Origin of the sequence: Pseudoalteromonas sp. 23_GOM-1509m (assembly GCF_000518425.1) — a bacterium.
Classification (GTDB): Bacteria; Pseudomonadota; Gammaproteobacteria; order Enterobacterales; family Alteromonadaceae; genus Pseudoalteromonas; species Pseudoalteromonas tetraodonis.
On sequence record NZ_KI912433.1, the window covers coordinates 311965 to 330090 of the forward strand.

The following is an 18126-nucleotide window of genomic DNA, read 5'->3' on the forward strand; positions in this document are numbered from 1 at the left end:
ACAATTTAAATAGTTAAAATACGTGCCGTAAAAATGACGCGCTAAGGAATAAGCATGAAAGAAGAAGCTCAGTATCGCTGTCCATGGTTAGATACTTCAAAACCAGACTACGTGGATTATCATGACCATGAATGGGGCGTACCTGTGTATGACGATCACCTACTTTTTGAGTTTTTAACGTTAGAATCGGCACAAGCAGGGTTAAGTTGGTACACCATATTAAAAAAGCGCGCTAATTATAAAAACGCCTTTGCAAACTTTGATGTAAATAAAGTAGCGGCCTTTACTGAGCAGGACCTAGAAACATTAATGCAAAATGAGGGAATTGTTCGCAACCGCTTAAAAATAGCCGCAACAATTAATAATGCAAAGTGCTTCATTGCTATTCAAAAAGAGTTTGGCAGCTTTAGTGATTACCAGTGGCGGTTTGTTGGTAATAAACCTCAGGTAAACGATTTAGAGACGCTTGCGGATTACCCCGCAGTTACTGAGGCATCAACATTATTTGCAAAAGATTTAAAAAAGCGTGGCTTTAAATTTTTAGGCCCAACCACAGTATATGCCTACATGCAGGCGTGCGGTATGGTTAACGATCATAGTAATAATTGCTTTAGAAAAGAAGAAGTTAAAAAGCTAGGCTAGGTGGGGGTTACGGGTTACGAGACGCGGGGTAAACCCGCTGACAAGTATAGCGCCGAGTTTGAATTAAACGCGGTGTTTATTTTTTCTAACCTAACACCTAGCGCCTAGTACCTAGCACATGCACTTAGCTCTCAATCTCTAGAAAGGTTATATTTTTTCATTTTTTCGACCAGTGTGGTTCGTCTTACACCAAGTACTTCAGCAGCACGGGCGACAACGTAATCAAAGCGCTCTAATGCCTGTGTGATTAAGTTAATTTCAAGCTCAGCTAAGTACTCTTTAAGCTCAATACCTTCATCGGGCAATAAACCAGGTGCGGCCTGAGCAAAGTCATCTTCTAGATCTATTTCATCTTCGCTAAATCCGCCACTAAAAATATCATTAAAGGCATCACGCTCCATCAGCTCTTCTGGGTACTGTGGCTCATAGGCTTCAACTTCAATGTAGCGGTATTTATTGGGTAAATCAGGAACATCCACCACCTTATCTGGAAACATAATAACCATTCGTTCAACAAGGTTCGCCAGCTCACGAATATTACCCGGCCAAGCATGTTCTTTTAAACTATCAATAGCACGCTCTGTAAACTTAGCCGTAGTACCGCTTTGTTCATTTACACGGCGCATAAGCTCTTTAAGTAGTAATGGTATGTCTTCTGCGCGTTGAGCAAGAGATGGGCTCTCAATAGGAAAAACATTTAAGCGATAGTATAAATCTTCTCTAAATGAGCCTTTTTCTATCATGTTTTCAAGATCACGGTGGGTTGCAGCAATCACACGGACATCAGCTTGGATCGCTTTGGTACCACCAACGCGCTCATAACTACGCTCTTGGAGCACTCGCAGTAATTTAACCTGCATTTGTAATGGCATATCCCCTATTTCATCTAAAAATAGCGTGCCACCTTGCGCTAACTCAAAACGGCCTTTTCGTGCTGAAATAGCCCCAGTAAACGCGCCTTTTTCATGACCAAATAGTTCACTTTCTAATAGCTCAGCAGGAATAGCCCCACAGTTGACCGGTACAAAAGGGCCTTTATTACGTTTAGAAAGCAAATGTACGTTACGGGCGACCACTTCTTTACCTGTGCCCGACTCACCCAAAATAAGTACATTGGCATCGGTTTTTGCAACCTGCGTAATTAAAAAGCGTAAATCTTTTACCGCTTTGGTTTCACCAACAAGACCATCAAAGGTGCTTTTCTCTTTATTATTTTTATGTTCATGCGGCAACATGCGCTGATATTGCTGACAGTCGTGTAACAGCTGTGTGGTTATTTCATGAGTAAATGGCTCACATATCAACCCCACAACATTAGCCAAACTCAACAAAGGTTTAAGCGTTTCACCAATGAGTAAAAAAGGAAATGTTGGGTATCGTTTAATTAAACTTTCGTGATCTAAAGACTGCAAAGCACCTAACACCACAATACATTCTTTGTTTTGATAGTGGCTGCATGCCTGTTCAAAGTCAGCTTCTGTTTGCAACTGTACAGCCTCACCAATAAAAGTAAGCGATGCGTATAATCCAATAGAGCGATTGTTATTATTATCTAAAATTAAGATCATCTTTAGCGAGCCATTTATTTCACTAATTTGTTTTATTAATCAAATTGTAAGCCAGTTGGGTTTGGATGCAAGCAATAGCGGCGATTTTTTGACATTAACGCCAAAAAACAGACACCCGCCCCGCAAAGCTAATACTTTATAACTAATAACTCTTTAACTATTTATAACGGCATACCGACTTAGGATGAATTATCTAACACGTTTTGCCACTGATGATGATGCGACTCTACACAGAAGAAACTCATAAAAAGTGCTATTATTACTTAAAGGTGTGACTGTTTTTGCCGATAAGTAATAGTCAAACTTATGTTGGAACTAAACTTGCTTAAGGTTCTACACAGTAATTAAAATTTGAGGAATTACCCATGGCTCATGCATCAATCAATAAATACCGTCAAATAACAGTTAGCAGCGTTAAAGAGATGACTCCCTACGACCAAGTTAAACTCGTGTTTGTAAATATTGTTGGCAAGCTCTCTGCTGCAAAAGGATTTATTGAACGTAAAGAGTTAGAAAAAAAAGGCAACGCAATCTCTGATTGTATTGTGCTACTTGGTGCGTTGCAGCAAGTGTTAAATTTTGAAGACAATAATGAAGTATCAACTAACTTAGACTCTTTGTACGATTACTGTCAGCGTTGCTTATTAACTGCAAACCTTGAAAACAACATTGATAAAATTGATGAAGTAATTACCTTAATTAAAGAGATTAAGTCAGGCTGGGAAGCAATTCCATTCGAACAAAGAGAACCACAACTGTAATGACTTTAAAGCAGGTTACGAGCTCACAAATTACTGATAGTAAGACCAGAGACTACTGCAATGAGCTGGTTAGTTTGATTACTGACTCTCAGGATTGGGATATTGAGCAAGCACTGAATATTCATAGCCGGTTAGACAGTTACATGAATGAATCTTTAAAGCATGACGACGGTTTTTATTCTGAATCTGAGCTTGAGTTTTTAATCGCATTTGTGGCACAGCTTTCAACACTATTTGATAGCGAAAAACAAAAGTTAGCGATAGAAATTATAAAGAAACAAAAAAGCAAAGGCGCGGTGAATAAGTATAAATCTAATATTTAAACATATTATTTACTTTAGGCCCCCCCTATTTTATTCCCCTTTACAGAGTGATTAAGCAGATTTTTCACTCTGTATTTTTATTTCCTCAAACCTCACTATAAAACAACACAGTTAGTTACTAACAATCGAACAAACATAAAAAAACCTGACTCATAAGCCAGGCTTTATTTGCTAAACAAGGTTAATTGTTTAGCTAGACTTTTTAACCACACCAGGTAGGTTAGCTAATTGCTGTTGCAAGTAACTCCCTGTCGAGTTTAGGTTAGCAACGAGCAAATCCATTGCGTTGTACTGGCTATATAATCGCTCTTCATATTTAGCCATACGGGTATTAAACTTTTCTACGTCAGTTTCTAGTTTAGAAATTTGTGATTCGCGACCTTCTATACGAGAGCTAATAATACCATCAGAGGCCGTATAACCTTTAATAACAGTATCTAACTGGCCAACAAAACCATCACCGTCATTTTCGCCAACAAAAAACGTTTGGATAGCTTGTGGATCACTTTCTACCGCAGCTTTAAGTGCATCAGAATCAATACTTAACTTACCTGAGCGCTCAGTTCTAATACCAAAGTTAGCTAAAAAGTCGGTATTACCATTACCCGTGCTAAATTCAGATGTTAACATCGAGCGTACTTGGTTTACTGAACCTCTAAGTAATGAATCACCCGCAAGCGCACCTACCCCCTCTTCAGCACTAGATCGACCTAACTGATTTGATAAGTCAATAAACGCATTAAACTTTTCTACAAACGATTTTAATCCAGCCGCAACATTATTATTGTTCTCTGTTATCGTTGCTTTACTTAAATCATCATCTGCGTTGTGCGTTTTTTTGGCATTAATGGTGACACCCTCAATGACATCTTTAAACTCATTTGTACTGCTTGTCGCAACAAGCGTCCCATCAATCGTAATTGAGGCATCGGTCGCTGCCGTTACTTCATTTAAATTTTCAGCATAGGTTGCAGATGCAGCATCGCTGTCATAAGCTAGTCGTGATAAGCCAGACAAATCAGTATTATTAGCATCACCAACATCATCAACCACAATCTTTATTGCGTTTTCTGCGCCAGTTTCCTTACTTGATAATACCAATCGCTGCCCCGTATCATCAGTAATAATAGTGGCATTAACTGAGTCGTTATCGGTAGAATTATTAATAGCATCACGAATATCAGCAAGGGTTGCTGTATCTGACACATCAATATTAAAATTATTACTACCTGAACTAATGGTTAGCTTACCATCACCCACAGCCTCATCACCTGCTATGGCACTTGAGGTTAACTTGTGGTTTTCAGCTAAGCTGTTTACTTTTATAGAATAGTTGTTAGTTTGCGCGTTTTTTTCAGAGCTTAAAGAGACAAAGTCATCGCTACCACTGATAGTACGCTTTTGAAAGTTTTCGATGTCCCCCAATGATTCTAGAGAACCATTAAGCTCTTCTAAAGACGCTTTTAAGGTCCCTACCGCAGAAATGTCCGTAGTAAAATTTGCTTGCTGTTGTGTTACCCGTGCTTGATAAGGGGCTTTTTCAGCATTGACTAAAGCAGTTACAATTTCATTAACTTGAAGTCCTGAACCTATACCTGTAAATGAAATAGCCATAATACTTACCCTCTTAAATTGCTCAAACTAAACTTTAAAATCAACTAACACGCCAGTGGCTTCTGCTAATTTAGCAACAATACCTAATACTTCTTCAGAGGGATATTGCTTAACTAAATCACCGCTTTCTTTATCAATTACCTTAATAACATTACGGCCAGAATCTTCATCTACTTTAAACTGTAGGCTACGATTCATTTCGCCCATAAAGTCCTGCAATTGTTGTACCACCTTCTCTAGTTTTTCAGATGACAACTCAGTTTCAGAAACTTCACTATTACTTGCCGTGGTGGTGATGGGTGTATTCTTTTGCTCATCGGCGTTTTGCTTAACTTGTGACGGGGCTTGGTAACTTGAGCTAACCTCACCTTTTTGCGCTGAGCTGATATTTAGATTTAAACTTTGCGTTTCCATAATTCGCTCCTACTATAAAGCGATATAAAGCTTTATACCTATACAAGAAAGGAAGGGTTGCCCCTTCCTTAGTAGTTAAGTATAGAGCTTATTATTAAATTAACCTAATAAGCTAAGTGCTGCCTGTGGTAACTGGTTAGACTGAGCTAAGATTGTTGTACCAGCCTGTTGCATAATCTGGTTCTTAGTTAGTTTAGCCGTTTCTGCAGCGTAATCTGTATCTTCGATACGGCTTTTAGAAGCTGATACGTTTTCTGATACGTTTGCAAGGTTAGCAATAGTGAAACCAAAACGGTTTTGTACCGCACCTAAGTCAGCACGTTGTGCATCAATTTGCGCAAGCGCCGCATCAATTGTTTCGATTGCATTTTGCGCGCCAGCACTGGTTGTACCTGAAATATCAACAGTTTCCACTGAAACTAATTTACTTGTACCACCTGTTGCTCCGATAGCTGCAGCGCCAGTACCTAAAACTTCGTTTGCCGTAGTACCTGAAACACCGATTTTATCAGGTGAGCTTAAGCTTAATGAAGATGTAACGCTCATTGCAGCATTTGCACTTGCAAGCTGAGCACCGGCTGTTAAGTTATTTTCTAAGCTTACGGTTGCATTAGCAGTGGTAGAGCCAGTAATCTGGATACCATCAACACCTTCGGTTTTAAGCGTTAGCTTACCGTCGTTTACAACTGCATCGTAACCATCAGCCTGCAAATCAGCCGCTAAACGGTCAATATCACCACCGTAGTTAGCTAAATCGTAAGAGTCAGCACCTACACCATCATCAGCACCATCAACAACACCTGAAGCACCTGTTGCGGTATTACCAATTTCTAAGATACCATCATCACCAGCACCTAACGCAGAGATTGTTACATCTAATTTTGCTGTAGCAGTAACACCTGCAGCAGCATCATTGATAGTTTTTGCAATTGTTGCAGCGCCATCGCCAGCACCAACCGCTGTAGCTTTACCATTTATAACTAAATCTGGGTCAGCAGTAGTTGCTGTAGTTAACGCTGTTGCAGCTGCAGCAACACCTAAAACAGTACCTGCACCTTCAATTTTGTTTGCACCGATAGCATCAGCAGAAACATCACGCAAACTAACGTTAATTGTTTCGTTGGCGTTAGAACCTACTTGGAACTGTTTAGTACCGAACGAACCATCTAGTAAGCTTGTACCACCAAATTTAGTCGTTTCAGCGATACGAGTAAGCTCTTGCTGTAATGCGCCAACTTCTTTTTGTAGTGCTGCACGAGCGTTAGCATCGTTTGAACCATTAGCTGATTGTAAAGATAGGTCACGCATACGTTGTAAGATGTTTGATGACTCTTGCATCGCACCTTCAGCGGTTTGCGACATTGAGATACCATCGTTAGCGTTACGCTGAGCAACACCTAAACCATTAATTTGTGAAGAAAGACGGTTAGCTATTTGTAGACCTGCCGCATCATCTTTCGCGCTGTTGATTTTCATACCAGATGAAAGACGTTGCATTGATGTACCTAATGCATCGCTAGATTTTGATAAGTTTCTTTGTGCATTTAGTGATGCAACGTTAGTATTTACTGATAAAGCCATGTTATAACTCCTGATTACTTTCGTAATGTAACTAATTGATTTTAACCAAGAGCCATCACAATAAAAATCTGTTCAAGCTCCGTTCTAATTAAGTTAACGGCCGTTATAAAATTACCTTTAGCTTTTTTTTAAAAAAAACAGTAAAAACTTTTAATTGATTGAAATGCAGACAAAAAAGCCAAGCATATTTGCTTGGCTCTTTTATAGTTAGCGGGTATTAGCCACCTAAAAGACTTAATGCCGCCTGTGGTAACTGGTTTGCCTGAGACAAAATAGTAGTACCGGCTTGTTGCATTATTTGGTTTTTAGTCAGCGTTGCGGTTTCAAGTGCGTAATCGGTATCTTGAATACGACTACGAGAAGCTGACACGTTTTCAGAGACGTTTGCAAGATTGGCAATGGTAAAGCCAAAACGGTTTTGCACCGCACCTAAGTCTGCACGCTGGGCGTCAATTTGCGCAAGCGCCGCATCTATAGTGTTAATCGCAGACTGCGCACCCGCACTAGTCGTACCTGATATATCAACACTTTCAACAGATGTTAATTCACCAGAACCACCGGTAGCTGAAATATTTGTACCGCCTAGAATATCATCTACATCAGTACCCGATATGCCAATTTTTTCTGACGAAGATAAGGTCAGTGATGATGAAACACTGATATCATTATTGGTAGCGCCACCAGCTACTGGCGTACCACCTGTTGCATTGTTAGCAATAGTAGCTGTACCGGCAGTACCTGTCATTTGAATACCGTCAACACCTTCAGCTTTTAGTGTTAACGAACCATCGTCTACGATTGCATCATAGCCATCGGCTTGCAGCTTTTCAGCAAGTCGGTCAAGATCACCACCAAATTCTGATAATTTATAAGTATCAACCGCAGCACCCGCTTTGCGAAGAGTTAAGTCGCTGTTATCTGCTGATGTTAGCCCAGCAATAGTAACATCTAATTTTGCAGTGGCAGTAACCCCTGTTGCTTCTTTATTAATGGTATCGGCTATTTCAGCAGCGCCTTTACCCGTAACACCTGCATCAGGGATTGCAACACCATTTATATTTAATCCTGCAGTAGCCACAGCGCCAGTTGCCGTAGCAAGTGGCGCTGTTTGTGTTGCAACAGCACCCAGTAAAGTACTGTTTCCTTTTACTTCATATGCACCAATAGCGTTGGCAGCTACATTACGTAAGCTTACATTAATGGTTTCATTCGCATTTGCACCCACTTGGAATTGTTTTGTACCAAATGTACCGTCAAGTAAGCTGGTGCCACCAAATTTGGTGGTGTCTGCAATTCGTGTTAGTTCTTGTTGCAGGGCTGCTACTTCTTTTTGCAGTGATGCACGGTCAACCGCACTGTTTGAACCATTCGCTGATTGCAGTGATAAGTCACGCATACGTTGCAGAATGTTTGCAGACTCTTGCATCGCACCTTCAGCCGTTTGCGCCATGGAAATACCATCGTTGGCATTACGCTGAGCAACCGTTAGGCCATTAACCTGAGAAGTTAGTCGGTTGGCAATTTGTAAACCTGCAGCATCGTCTTTTGCGCTATTAATACGCAAACCAGATGATAGTCTCTGCATTGAGGTTTCAAGTGCCATGCTAGATTTAGATAGATTGCGTTGCCCATTAAGTGATGCAACATTTGTATTTACGCTTAAAGCCATTTTACCATCTCCTAGTTTCAATCAGAATGTGGTTCAAAATATTTAAGCAAAAACCACACTGTCTATGACTAGTTGAATGCATTACTTGTGCCAACTAATAATAAAATATTAAACCCATGTTTTATAACAACTAAATAACGTTTATTACGGTATTTAATAAATAGTGAGCATTTTTTTGACAGGAGAGAAAAAGGGGGGTGACAGTTTTTTGCCGCTACGTTAAGGCAAGTTATTACCTACTTTTCTCGTAAAGTAATAACCTGCCTTCGATGGTATTTATAAATAATCGAATAATGAAAGTTTAGCCAAGCGACCAAAAGTCGCTTGTGAGGCCTGTAAACCAGACTCATGTTTAGTAAGATCGCTGATGGCTTCAGCGGCATCAATTTCAATTAGGCTGGATCTGTTTTCTTGATTATTGATATCTAGTGCACTGTTTGAATCAGTTACACGCTCAACCACATTCATGCGCCCACCTAAGCCAGCTTGTGTAAATACAATTTGCTCACTGGCGTTTTTAAGCTGAATTAAACCATCCGATAATGCTTGGTTAATTTGCGCTTCATCAAGTTGTTCGTCATTTAGGCTAATGATCAAATCTTCTAGTGTATTCAATACATTTTCTTTGCTTGGTTTCTCAAGGGTAAAATCAAGCTGCCCCGGTGCTACACCTTCAAGTTGAATTTCCATACCGGCAAATTCAATCGGCTCATCAGTTACTTCACCAGTCACAGGTGGTACAAGAGGATTACCATCACGTAATATCTCATACTGATCAGGCGATGAAGGGGTCGCACCAGGGATCACATTAACGTTATAGGTATTGATCGTTGGAGAAATAATCGGATCTGGGTCTGAGTTATAATTATCTTTATGAAAACGATCAAACTCACCTTGATTTTGAACATAAACAGTTCCAGCGGTAATACCGCCTGATGGCGCTCCATCATTCGATACCACATCAAGACGTGCATCAACTCGTTCAAATACATTAAAGCCATTATCGCTTGATTTGATCTCAACGCCTTTTGCAATGGTTACTTCGTGCTGGCCTTGATCGCCTTGGTATTCGTATTTGCCATTAGTGCTATTAAATGTATAAGTTTGAATATCGTCTTGATAGCCAGAGAAAAGGTATTTCCCCCCTTCAGATTGACTATTCATTAAGTTAAGCAGCGATTTTTGCAATTCTTTTAGTTCACTGGCAACTGAAGCTAAATCACTTTGACCTAACGAACCATTGCCCGCTCGTATAGTTAACATTTGCGCTTCTAAAATAGTGTCGTTCATACCTTGTAATAAACTTTCTTCGGTTTCTAAACGCCCTTTTAGCTGGTTAATATTCTTCGTCAGCTGCTCATTAGTTTCTATTTTATTGGTGTACAACATACCCTGCGAAATAGCAGCAGGGTTTTCTGAGGTACTCAAATATTTTTGACCTGTCGTAACGCGCTCCTGCGCACCAGCTACATTTTGTTGATTCTCAAGTATTTTATTAATGTTATTTTGATACATTAAATTATTTGATAAACGCATAATTACCTCGCCGCACTCAGTAAAGTGTCAAAAATAGAACGTGCTGCAGACAGTACTTGAGCCGATGCAGCATAAGATTGCTGAAAACGCAGCAAATTAGCTGCCTCTTCATCTAAATTTACGCCGGATAACGATTCATACCACGCTTCTGATTGCTGTGCTAAAGCATCAAATGCCGCCCCGTTGGTTTTTGCTTGACTGGTAACTACACCAACATCGGTTACTAATCCAGCATAGGCCTGGTTCAAGGTTTTATGATTATCAGCTGAGGCGCTCGCTACTACATTTTGACGTACTAAATCGGTGTTTTGTAAGTCAGCAAGTTTTTGACCATTACGGTTATCATCAAAACCGCCTTCATTAAATTCTAAATTAAAGGTATCACCTGTAGCCGGTACCCCTTCAATATTAAAGTCAAAACCATAGCCATCATAAGGAGGCCCCGCTTGCGCCAAAATATTGTTAGCAGGCGGTGTAACCGTAAACGTGGTTGTACCATTACCATCAGTAAGTTGATATTCGTTAGCATTAGCAGTTTTAACAATGTTAATAGGACCATTTGCTAAGCCTAAAGGGTTTGTAAAACTGCCGGTAGTTACATCGCTCACATCACCCGGTGAAATAGTCCCAGTGCCTGTATTATCAAGCCCGTCTGCTGTTCTAATTGGAGAGGCCAAGGCAATGTCTTCTCCTCGACCTGTTGTCAGCGATATATTGCCAGCCGCGCCACTATTAAGTTTTATCTGAAATTGATCACCGGCATTACCAGCTCCGGTTACGTTTAGCTCTAAACCAAACGACTCCCCGCTGGTGATTGCCGCAGAGTCAATAATGCCACTCGGTGGAATAACAGCTAACGATGCACTGCCTAAAGGCTCGCCTTTATTATCTATTGGCTGAATACTTACTTCGTTAGGGTTCCCCGTATAGGTGATCACAAAATCACTCGCTGGTAGTTCACTGCCTTTACCAGCTTCAACGGTTGCTGACATATTAGCTGTTCCGGTATTTGCTTGATAAACAAAAGCACTGACCGTTGGGATATCAAAAATATCTCCTCCAAGCTCACCGTTTGCATCCATTCCTAAACGGTTTTGCTGATTAAACGAATCAGCAAGCGCAATGCCCATCTGACCTATTTGATTTTGTGCAGGCACCAAAATATCGTCTCTAAATGCCAATAAGCCACCAATTTTACCTTTGAGTTTAGTGGGATCTATTTCTAGTGGAACGGCTTGGCCACCATTTACATCTAAGCGTAACTCTTTAAAATTAGCATCGGGATCGCCACTAATCGAAAATAAGTTAAATGAACCATTTTGCATAACAACCGCTTCACCTGTGCCCATAAATACTTGTTTTTCACCATTAGGGCCATCGAGTGTTTCTATATCAATTAGTTTTGATAAATCACGTATTGCTTTATCACGCTCATTGTAAGCTGAGCTAGCATCTGCTTCGTTTTTAGTGCCATGAACACCCGCAATTTCTTGATTTAACGAACTAATACTTTCGATTAACGTATTCGCCTCTTCAGAAAATATTTCTAATTGCTCATTAACCACTGCTTTTTGCTCTGAAACAATACCTGCAAGCCGGTCCATTTGATCAATCAGATTTTGCGCATCACTCATCACTAATGAACGAGCAACCGTAGATGAAGGTTGGTTAAGTGCTTCTTGTACGTTGTTAAACATCGAGTTGATACTAGTTGATAAGCTGTTTGATTTTTCTGAAAAAATTTGATCAACCCGACTCGCCTCGCTAACAAATTGATCAAAAAAGCTTTTATTTGAGGTATCTCGGTTTAATTGCTTTTGTGCAAACTCATTTAATAACCGGTACGTTTGACCGCGGCCCACCTGATTATCAATCATGGTAGTAAATTCAGTTCGCTCTCGTACATACCCTTCAGTATTAACGTTTGCGATGTTTTTACTTGTCGTTTGCAATAACTCAGAGTTTGCTCTTATTCCTGAATTAGCAATATTTAATAAATTAAACGACATGTTACTCTACTCCTTGGCGGATAACGCTTGTGGCGATATTCTTTAACTCGTTACTGTTAAGCACTCTTTTTATTTTGTCTGCATAGTTAGGGTCGGTTGCATAACCGGCTTGCTGTAAAGAGTCTAAAAATTTGTGCGGCTTTGCTGTATTGTTTAATGCATCTTGATAGCGAGGGTTCTGTGTTAAAAAGTCCACAAAATCATTCACGCTATCTTTTATTGAGTCATACGCTCTAAAGCTTGCTTGCTTTTTAACTGCAGCGCCTTGCTCAAACTCTAAAGTGACCTTACTGGCTTTTTCGCCCTGCCAACTTTTATCTGACTTTATATTGAATAAATTATTTGAGCTATTGCCATCACCTTTACTGATAATATGTTTACCCCAACCAGTCTCTAATGCTGCTTGCGCAACCATAACCGCCGGATTTAAACCAATTTTCTTAGCCGCTGCTTTTGCATGCTCCCACACGGTGCTTACAAATTCCTCAGCATTTTCAAATGTGCCAGACGCTATGTTTTGTTCGCTTTTTTCAGTTGAATCAACGAGCGGCACTTTTTCAGTGACCTTTTGGTTTTCTTGATGAGGTAAGGTGCTACCCGCACGTTGGTCACTAAAGAAATCTGACGTTGTACGAAGAACTGAGCCTGGCATAAAGTTTTTTCCATCTGGCGATAGTTGCTGCACAATTAAATCAGCAAGACCTAAAGAGCCATTTGATGAAAGCTCTGTAGCCATCTGTTGGTCGTGCATTTCTTCAAAAAACTTCACGCCACTTGCATTAAATGGGCTTTCTTTGTCTTCAAAAGCCTCATTGGCTTTACGCATACTTTTCAGTAGCATTTGGGTGAAGATAGCTTCAAATTGTGCCGCCGCTTTTTTTAACGCCGCTTTAGATGCATCGGTTGATGCATCACCGCTGTTTAAAGCATCTCGACGCAAAGAGTCTAAGTTGCCTAAATCAAAAAAGTTTTGCTTATCTAGATGATTTGTTTCCATCAGCTTTTTGACACAATAATTAATAATACCTAGTTAAATGCAATAATTGAGCCAAAAGAAGAGTAGCGATGAAAGGTTAAGGATGAAAGGTGAAAGGTTAAAGACCCTAGACCCTAGACCCTAGGGCTTAGGGTCTAGAATCTTATAAAACTAAATTACAACAAGCTGACCGTTAATTGCACCGGCTTCTTTAAGTGCTTCAAGAATCGCCATTAAATCGCCAGGGGCAGCGCCAACTTCATTAATAGCACGAACTAAATCATCAAGGCTTACACCTGGGTCAAATACAAAAGCACGTGAATCATCTTGATTAACGTCAATAATACTTTGTTGGGTAACCACTGTTTCCCCCTCTGCTAGAGGATTTGGCTGCGCCACATTTTGTTGCTCAGCAATGGTCACAGTAAGGCCACCATGTGTAATTGCCGCAGGTTGTAATTTTACATTTTTTCCAATAACTATAGTGCCGGTACGTGAGTTAACAATTATTTTTGCCGAAGTATCCGCAGGCTTAAACTCTAAGTTTTCAAGAGTTGATAAATACGATACGCGCTGTGAGGCATCTCGTGGCGCAACAACCCGAATAGAGGCGGCATCGAGTGCTTGTGCGCTATTTGGGCCGATTAAATCATTTATGGTTTTCTCTAAACGTTTTGCGGTTGTAAAGTCCGGACGGTTTAAATTAAAGGTAATATAATCGTTTTGCATAAATGGGCTTTTAACGGCACGTTCAACCGTGGCACCGTTTGGCACACGCCCTACGGTTGGCGTATTAATAACGACTCGGCTGCCATCTAGGCCTTCAGCACCTAAGCCACCAACAATTAAGCTCCCTTGTGCAATAGCGTATACATTACCATCAACCCCTTTTAAAAATGTTTGTAATAATGTGCCACCGCGCAGGCTGCCAGCACTGCCAATCGATGACACAGTAATATCTATAGTTTGCCCTGGCTTTCTAAATGGAGGGAGTTCTGCATGAACCGCGACTGCTGCAACATTTTTAATTTTTGGCTTTAAACTCGCAGGTAGTGTAATACCAAAACTATTAAGCATGCCTTTAAAACTTTGCTCGGTAAAACGGCTTTGCTCTCCGGTACCCGGTAAACCAACAACCAATCCATAGCCCACTAATTGGTTTGAGCGCACCCCTTCGACCATAGACACATCTTTAATTCGCTCAGCACTGGCAGTAAATTGCCAGCCTAGTAGCACCATAAAACAAAAAACTTTAAAACCATTCATGTTGAATGTCCTCTAAAAGGGAAACAATGAGCTACTAAAGAAACGCGTTAACCAACCCGGGCTTTGTGCCTCTTGAGTTTGACCCTTACCTGAATACTGAATACGCGCATTCGCAATACGATTAGACTCAACGGTATTATCAGCATTAACATCTTGTGGACGCACTAACCCCTCTAAGCGAATAAATTCTTCACCGGTATTTAGCGTTAGCCATTTTTCACCGCGAATCACTAAATTACCATTTGGTAATACTCGCATCACGTTAACCGAAATATCGCCAACTAGGCTGTTTGATTGATTTGATTTTGAGTCACCTTTAAACGACGCATCACTACCAACCCCAAATTGAATACTATCGCCACCAATATTAACCGGTAAACCACCTAAACCAATAACAGGATCGAGGCTAGCATCTGTTTGTTTATCTGTTTCTGTTTTAGCCGCTTTTGTGGCTTGGGTTGACTCTTGCAATTTAACCGTAATGATATCGCCTGTTCTAAGTGCTTTCTTATCGGCATATAAGTCATTCGATAACTGAGTACTGAATAAAGAGCCAGTTGCTACCACTGGCTCCATATTAGGCTCAGGATACATAGGTGCATAGTAGGGATCGTCCTGCACTACTTCATTATTTTGTGTAGATACACAACCGCTTAACAGTAAAGTCCCTACTGCAAATAACATGATATTACGCATACAATCCCCCAAGACTATAATTGTTGATTGATGTAGCTCATCATTTCATCAACCGCTGAAATTACCTTTGAGTTCATTTCGTAAACTCGCTGAGTTTCAATCAAATTAACCAACTCTTCGGTCACATTTACATTTGATGTTTCAAGTGAACCTTGAATAATTGTACCTAAGCCCTCAACCCCCGGGTTACCTTGAACAGGTGCACCACTTACTGCAGTTTCGGTATAAAGGTTTTGCCCTATAGGCTCAAGGCCCGACGGATTGATAAAATCACTAATAGTAATTTGACCAATAACCACGTTTTCGGCTTGACCTTTAATGCGAACTGACACTTCACCATCTTGAGATACGGTGATTGACTGTGCATCATCAGGCACATTCATTTCAGGCTGAACAACGTAACCGGCACCCGAAGTTACAACTCGCCCCTCACCGTCGGTGGTAAACTGGCCGTTACGCGAATAAGCAATATTGCCATCTGGCTGCAATACTTCGAAAAATCCAGGACCAGAAATCATCCAATCTAATGAATTTTCAGTGGTGAGCATGTTACCTTGGGAAAAGTTTTTCTGATTAGCGACCACTTTCGTACCCGCGCCCAGCATTAAGCCTGACGGCATTTCGGTGTCTTGCGATGAGCGACCGCCTGGTTGATTAATATTTTGGTAGAGTAAGTCTTCAAAAATAGCACGGCTTTTTTTGTAACCCACTGTACTGGCGTTCGCTAAGTTATTTGATATAACCGATATATCAGTTTGTTGAGCGTCAAGCCCTGTTTTACTTATCCATAATGCTGGATTCATAATAATGTCCTCACGTTAAAGTTAAACGATGCGCATCAGCTGTTCTTGACGTTCGTCAATCTCTTCAGCTGTTTTCATCAGTTTTACTTGTAATTCAAATTGGCGTTGATGACTGATCATATCGACCATTTCATGCACAGGATTTACATTCGATTTTTCTAATGTGCCACCTAATACTTGTACATTGGCTGATGTTTCGACTATTTGGCCTGGTTTAGCTCTAAATAAGCCATCGTTACCCTTCTCGAGTGTAGCGTTGTTTGCATCAACTACTTTTAGCCGATCAACTTCTTCTAAAAAGTTAGCCGGTGCACCTTGAGGGCGAACTTGAATAGTGCCATCTTTGCTAAATTCAATTTTTTCAATCGGTACAGGTAATATGACTGGCCCACCTTCGCCAATAACTTGACGACCGTCGCTGGTAGTCAACATTCCTTCAGCCGTTATATTTAACGAACCCACTTTTGTATAGGCTTCATTACCGGAGGCATCCTGAACACTCAGCCATGCATTATCACTCATAGCAATATCAAGGCTGCGACCTGTTTCGACAACACCGCCCGATGTCATGTTAGATCCTGGGCGCTCCTGCATAGCAAAAACACGAGTCGGCAAACCTTCACCGAAAGCCTGCATTGACCGTGCTTGCGCAAAATCAGATTTAAACCCAGTGGTATTCGCATTTGCCAAATTATTGGCTTTAAGAGCAAGCCCTTGCATGCTTTGTTTAGCGCCAGATGCCGCTATGTAGACCATTTTATCCATAACATCGACTCATTAAGAAATCTATGTATGAGTAAATGCAATATAAGTGCCAAATTAAATTTAAGTGTGAATAAGATTTTAGGAGAGGAATAAAAAAGGCTGCACTAAGCAGCCTTAGTAAATCAAAATATGATTATCTGATCTGAAGGATGTTCTGTTGAATAGTTGAGTTAACCTCAAGCGCACGAGAGTTTGCTTGGAAGTTACGCTGCGCACTAATCAAATCAACCAGCTCATTGGTTAAGTTTACGTTAGACTGCTCAAGAGCTGACGAATTAATGTTGCCTAGTGTGCCTGAACCTGGCTCACCCGCAATTGGTTCCCCCGAGGTCAAACTTTTTTTCCATGAAGTGTCACCTACTTGCTGCAAACCTTGTGAGTTTGAAAAGCGCACCATGGCAACTTGACCTAAGTAAGTTGAATCACCATTACTGTAAGATGCAACAACTTTTCCATCTGTACCAATATCAATACCCGCTAAGCGACCTACTGTCGCACCATCTTGCTCTAGTGCTTTCACCTCAAAGCGACTCGCATATTGAGTAGGCGTTCTATTTGCAGTACCGGCCTCATCGCGCCAATTAATCGCAATATCATCAAATTGGGCGCCATTAGATAAAATACCCGATAAATTAGCTCCGGTTAAATTAACATCAGTAAAGGTTGGACCAACATTTGGAGCACCATTAGTCGTTGCAGGCAAACCGCTAGCATCAAACCCAAAGGTACTTAGCGGGCTTGGTGTTGCTGTCGCGGCACCAGTTGCATCAAAGGGAGTTTTATCAAGCGTACCATGTACTTGCCATTCATTAGGCGCTGTTTTTACAAAAAAGAATTGTAGAACATGTGGCTCACCAAGTGAGTCATACATTGTGGTCGATGTCGAAGAGTTATAAGTAGTACTGTCTGTTGCATCAAAAGGGACAGCTATTACATCTTCTCGAGAATCGACGTTAAATGATGTATAAACGTTTGAAGTAGAGCGCGGAGAGCCCGAAGAATCTGGTATTTGTAAAGCAGATGAAGTACTAAGACTTACAGAGGTCGTATCACCACTAACTTCATCAACTGGGAAGCTTTGTAAAAAATTACCTTTAGCATCTACAACAAAGTTATCTTTATTAAGCTTAAATGCACCCGCACGCGTGTAGGTAAAGTCTTGTGCGCCTAAGTCTTGACTGGTAGCAAAATAGCCCTCACCTGTGATCGCTAAATCCAGTGAATTATTAGTAAACTGCAGCGAGCCCTGATGAAACTGCTGGGCAACCATAGTGGTTTGTACACCATCACCATTTTTCGTTTTACCGGCGCTAAATACTGATGATGCGTATACATCAGCAAATTCAGCGCGAGACTCTTTAAAGCCCGTGGTATTTACGTTGGCAATATTATTGGCGGTAACATCTAAATCTTTTTGTGCGGCAGCAAGGCCTGTTAATGCAATATTGAAGCTCATAATTAACCTCTAACCTAAAAAATATTTAGCCTATTGGCTAAAAAATA

The 18126-nt window shown here is 40.7% G+C and carries 16 protein-coding genes; 3 read left to right on the plus strand and 13 right to left on the minus strand.

From position 1 onward, the window contains the following. The first annotated feature begins 54 nt into the window (after nucleotides 1–54). Nucleotides 55–642, plus strand: coding sequence for a DNA-3-methyladenine glycosylase I (locus N523_RS0114830; protein WP_028833984.1), 588 nt, complete (start codon nucleotides 55–57; stop codon nucleotides 640–642). A gap of 131 nt (nucleotides 643–773) precedes the next feature. Here N523_RS0114830 and N523_RS0114840 read toward each other — a convergent pair whose 3' ends face one another. Continuing rightward, nucleotides 774–2210, minus strand: a complete 1437-nt coding sequence (locus tag N523_RS0114840; RefSeq protein WP_028833983.1) for a sigma-54 dependent transcriptional regulator — start codon at nucleotides 2208–2210, stop codon at nucleotides 774–776. Between the two features lie 365 nt (nucleotides 2211–2575). On the opposite strand from N523_RS0114840, the gene fliS reads away from it, so the two are divergent. Then, nucleotides 2576–2971: a flagellar export chaperone FliS gene (gene fliS, locus N523_RS0114850; protein ID WP_008112168.1), complete on the plus strand. Its 396-nt coding sequence runs from the start codon at nucleotides 2576–2578 to the stop codon at nucleotides 2969–2971. Continuing rightward, nucleotides 2971–3294, plus strand: coding sequence for a hypothetical protein (locus tag N523_RS0114855; RefSeq protein ID WP_028833982.1), 324 nt, complete (start codon nucleotides 2971–2973; stop codon nucleotides 3292–3294). The genes fliS and N523_RS0114855 overlap by 1 nt, the downstream gene beginning before the upstream one ends. Nucleotides 3295–3483: 189 nt before the next feature. Here N523_RS0114855 and fliD read toward each other — a convergent pair whose 3' ends face one another. The 12 genes from fliD to flgE all read right to left on the minus strand — a co-directional run bounded on the left by fliD (nucleotide 3484) and on the right by flgE (nucleotide 18079). After that, entirely contained in the window at nucleotides 3484–4908 is a 1425-nt protein-coding gene (gene fliD / locus N523_RS0114860; RefSeq protein WP_028833981.1) for a flagellar filament capping protein FliD, read from the minus strand. Between the two features lie 27 nt (nucleotides 4909–4935). Next, the gene (locus tag N523_RS0114865; protein ID WP_028833980.1) at nucleotides 4936–5322 is read right to left on the minus strand and encodes a flagellar protein FlaG; all 387 of its coding nucleotides are present in this window, start codon (nucleotides 5320–5322) and stop codon (nucleotides 4936–4938) included. 99 nt (nucleotides 5323–5421) lie between these two features. Next, nucleotides 5422–6903, minus strand: coding sequence for a flagellin (locus N523_RS0114870; RefSeq protein ID WP_028833979.1), 1482 nt, complete (start codon nucleotides 6901–6903; stop codon nucleotides 5422–5424). Nucleotides 6904–7120: 217 nt separating this feature from the next. Continuing rightward, nucleotides 7121–8572, minus strand: a complete 1452-nt coding sequence (locus N523_RS0114875) for a flagellin (protein ID WP_028833978.1) — start codon at nucleotides 8570–8572, stop codon at nucleotides 7121–7123. Between the two features lie 276 nt (nucleotides 8573–8848). Next, nucleotides 8849–10108, minus strand: a complete 1260-nt coding sequence (flgL, locus tag N523_RS0114880; protein WP_028833977.1) for a flagellar hook-associated protein FlgL — start codon at nucleotides 10106–10108, stop codon at nucleotides 8849–8851. Nucleotides 10109–10110: 2 nt separating this feature from the next. After that, nucleotides 10111–12117 (minus strand): flagellar hook-associated protein FlgK, encoded by a 2007-nt coding sequence (gene flgK / locus N523_RS0114885; protein WP_028833976.1) that lies wholly within the window; start codon nucleotides 12115–12117, stop codon nucleotides 10111–10113. A 1-nt stretch (nucleotide 12118) separates the two neighbouring features. Beyond that, nucleotides 12119–13114 (minus strand): flagellar assembly peptidoglycan hydrolase FlgJ, encoded by a 996-nt coding sequence (gene flgJ, locus N523_RS0114890; RefSeq protein ID WP_028833975.1) that lies wholly within the window; start codon nucleotides 13112–13114, stop codon nucleotides 12119–12121. Between the two features lie 150 nt (nucleotides 13115–13264). After that, a complete protein-coding gene (locus tag N523_RS0114895; RefSeq protein ID WP_028833974.1) occupies nucleotides 13265–14359 on the minus strand; it encodes a flagellar basal body P-ring protein FlgI in 1095 nt (364 codons plus the stop codon). Between the two features lie 12 nt (nucleotides 14360–14371). Then, a complete protein-coding gene (gene flgH, locus N523_RS0114900) occupies nucleotides 14372–15055 on the minus strand; it encodes a flagellar basal body L-ring protein FlgH (RefSeq protein ID WP_013465588.1) in 684 nt (227 codons plus the stop codon). A 14-nt stretch (nucleotides 15056–15069) separates the two neighbouring features. Beyond that, entirely contained in the window at nucleotides 15070–15858 is a 789-nt protein-coding gene (gene flgG / locus N523_RS0114905) for a flagellar basal-body rod protein FlgG (protein WP_013465589.1), read from the minus strand. Between the two features lie 21 nt (nucleotides 15859–15879). Next, nucleotides 15880–16623 (minus strand): flagellar basal body rod protein FlgF, encoded by a 744-nt coding sequence (locus tag N523_RS0114910; protein ID WP_013465590.1) that lies wholly within the window; start codon nucleotides 16621–16623, stop codon nucleotides 15880–15882. A gap of 133 nt (nucleotides 16624–16756) precedes the next feature. After that, nucleotides 16757–18079 carry a flagellar hook protein FlgE gene (gene flgE, locus N523_RS0114915; protein ID WP_024602010.1) on the minus strand — a complete coding sequence of 441 codons (1323 nt, stop codon included), beginning with the start codon at nucleotides 18077–18079 and terminating at the stop codon, nucleotides 16757–16759. Between the last annotated feature and the right edge of the window lie 47 nt (nucleotides 18080–18126).

Coding starts and splice junctions, on each gene's coding strand:
- N523_RS0114830 (WP_028833984.1), top strand. CDS start 55: ATGAAAGAAGAAGCTCAGTATCGCTGTCCATGGTTAGATACTTCAAAA.
- N523_RS0114840 (WP_028833983.1), bottom strand. CDS start 2,210: ATGATCTTAATTTTAGATAATAATAACAATCGCTCTATTGGATTATAC.
- fliS (WP_008112168.1), top strand. CDS start 2,576: ATGGCTCATGCATCAATCAATAAATACCGTCAAATAACAGTTAGCAGC.
- N523_RS0114855 (WP_028833982.1), top strand. CDS start 2,971: ATGACTTTAAAGCAGGTTACGAGCTCACAAATTACTGATAGTAAGACC.
- fliD (WP_028833981.1), bottom strand. CDS start 4,908: ATGGCTATTTCATTTACAGGTATAGGTTCAGGACTTCAAGTTAATGAA.
- N523_RS0114865 (WP_028833980.1), bottom strand. CDS start 5,322: ATGGAAACGCAAAGTTTAAATCTAAATATCAGCTCAGCGCAAAAAGGT.
- N523_RS0114870 (WP_028833979.1), bottom strand. CDS start 6,903: ATGGCTTTATCAGTAAATACTAACGTTGCATCACTAAATGCACAAAGA.
- N523_RS0114875 (WP_028833978.1), bottom strand. CDS start 8,572: ATGGCTTTAAGCGTAAATACAAATGTTGCATCACTTAATGGGCAACGC.
- flgL (WP_028833977.1), bottom strand. CDS start 10,108: ATGCGTTTATCAAATAATTTAATGTATCAAAATAACATTAATAAAATA.
- flgK (WP_028833976.1), bottom strand. CDS start 12,117: ATGTCGTTTAATTTATTAAATATTGCTAATTCAGGAATAAGAGCAAAC.
- flgJ (WP_028833975.1), bottom strand. CDS start 13,114: ATGGAAACAAATCATCTAGATAAGCAAAACTTTTTTGATTTAGGCAAC.
- N523_RS0114895 (WP_028833974.1), bottom strand. CDS start 14,359: ATGAATGGTTTTAAAGTTTTTTGTTTTATGGTGCTACTAGGCTGGCAA.
- flgH (WP_013465588.1), bottom strand. CDS start 15,055: ATGCGTAATATCATGTTATTTGCAGTAGGGACTTTACTGTTAAGCGGT.
- flgG (WP_013465589.1), bottom strand. CDS start 15,858: ATGAATCCAGCATTATGGATAAGTAAAACAGGGCTTGACGCTCAACAA.
- N523_RS0114910 (WP_013465590.1), bottom strand. CDS start 16,623: ATGGATAAAATGGTCTACATAGCGGCATCTGGCGCTAAACAAAGCATG.
- flgE (WP_024602010.1), bottom strand. CDS start 18,079: ATGAGCTTCAATATTGCATTAACAGGCCTTGCTGCCGCACAAAAAGAT.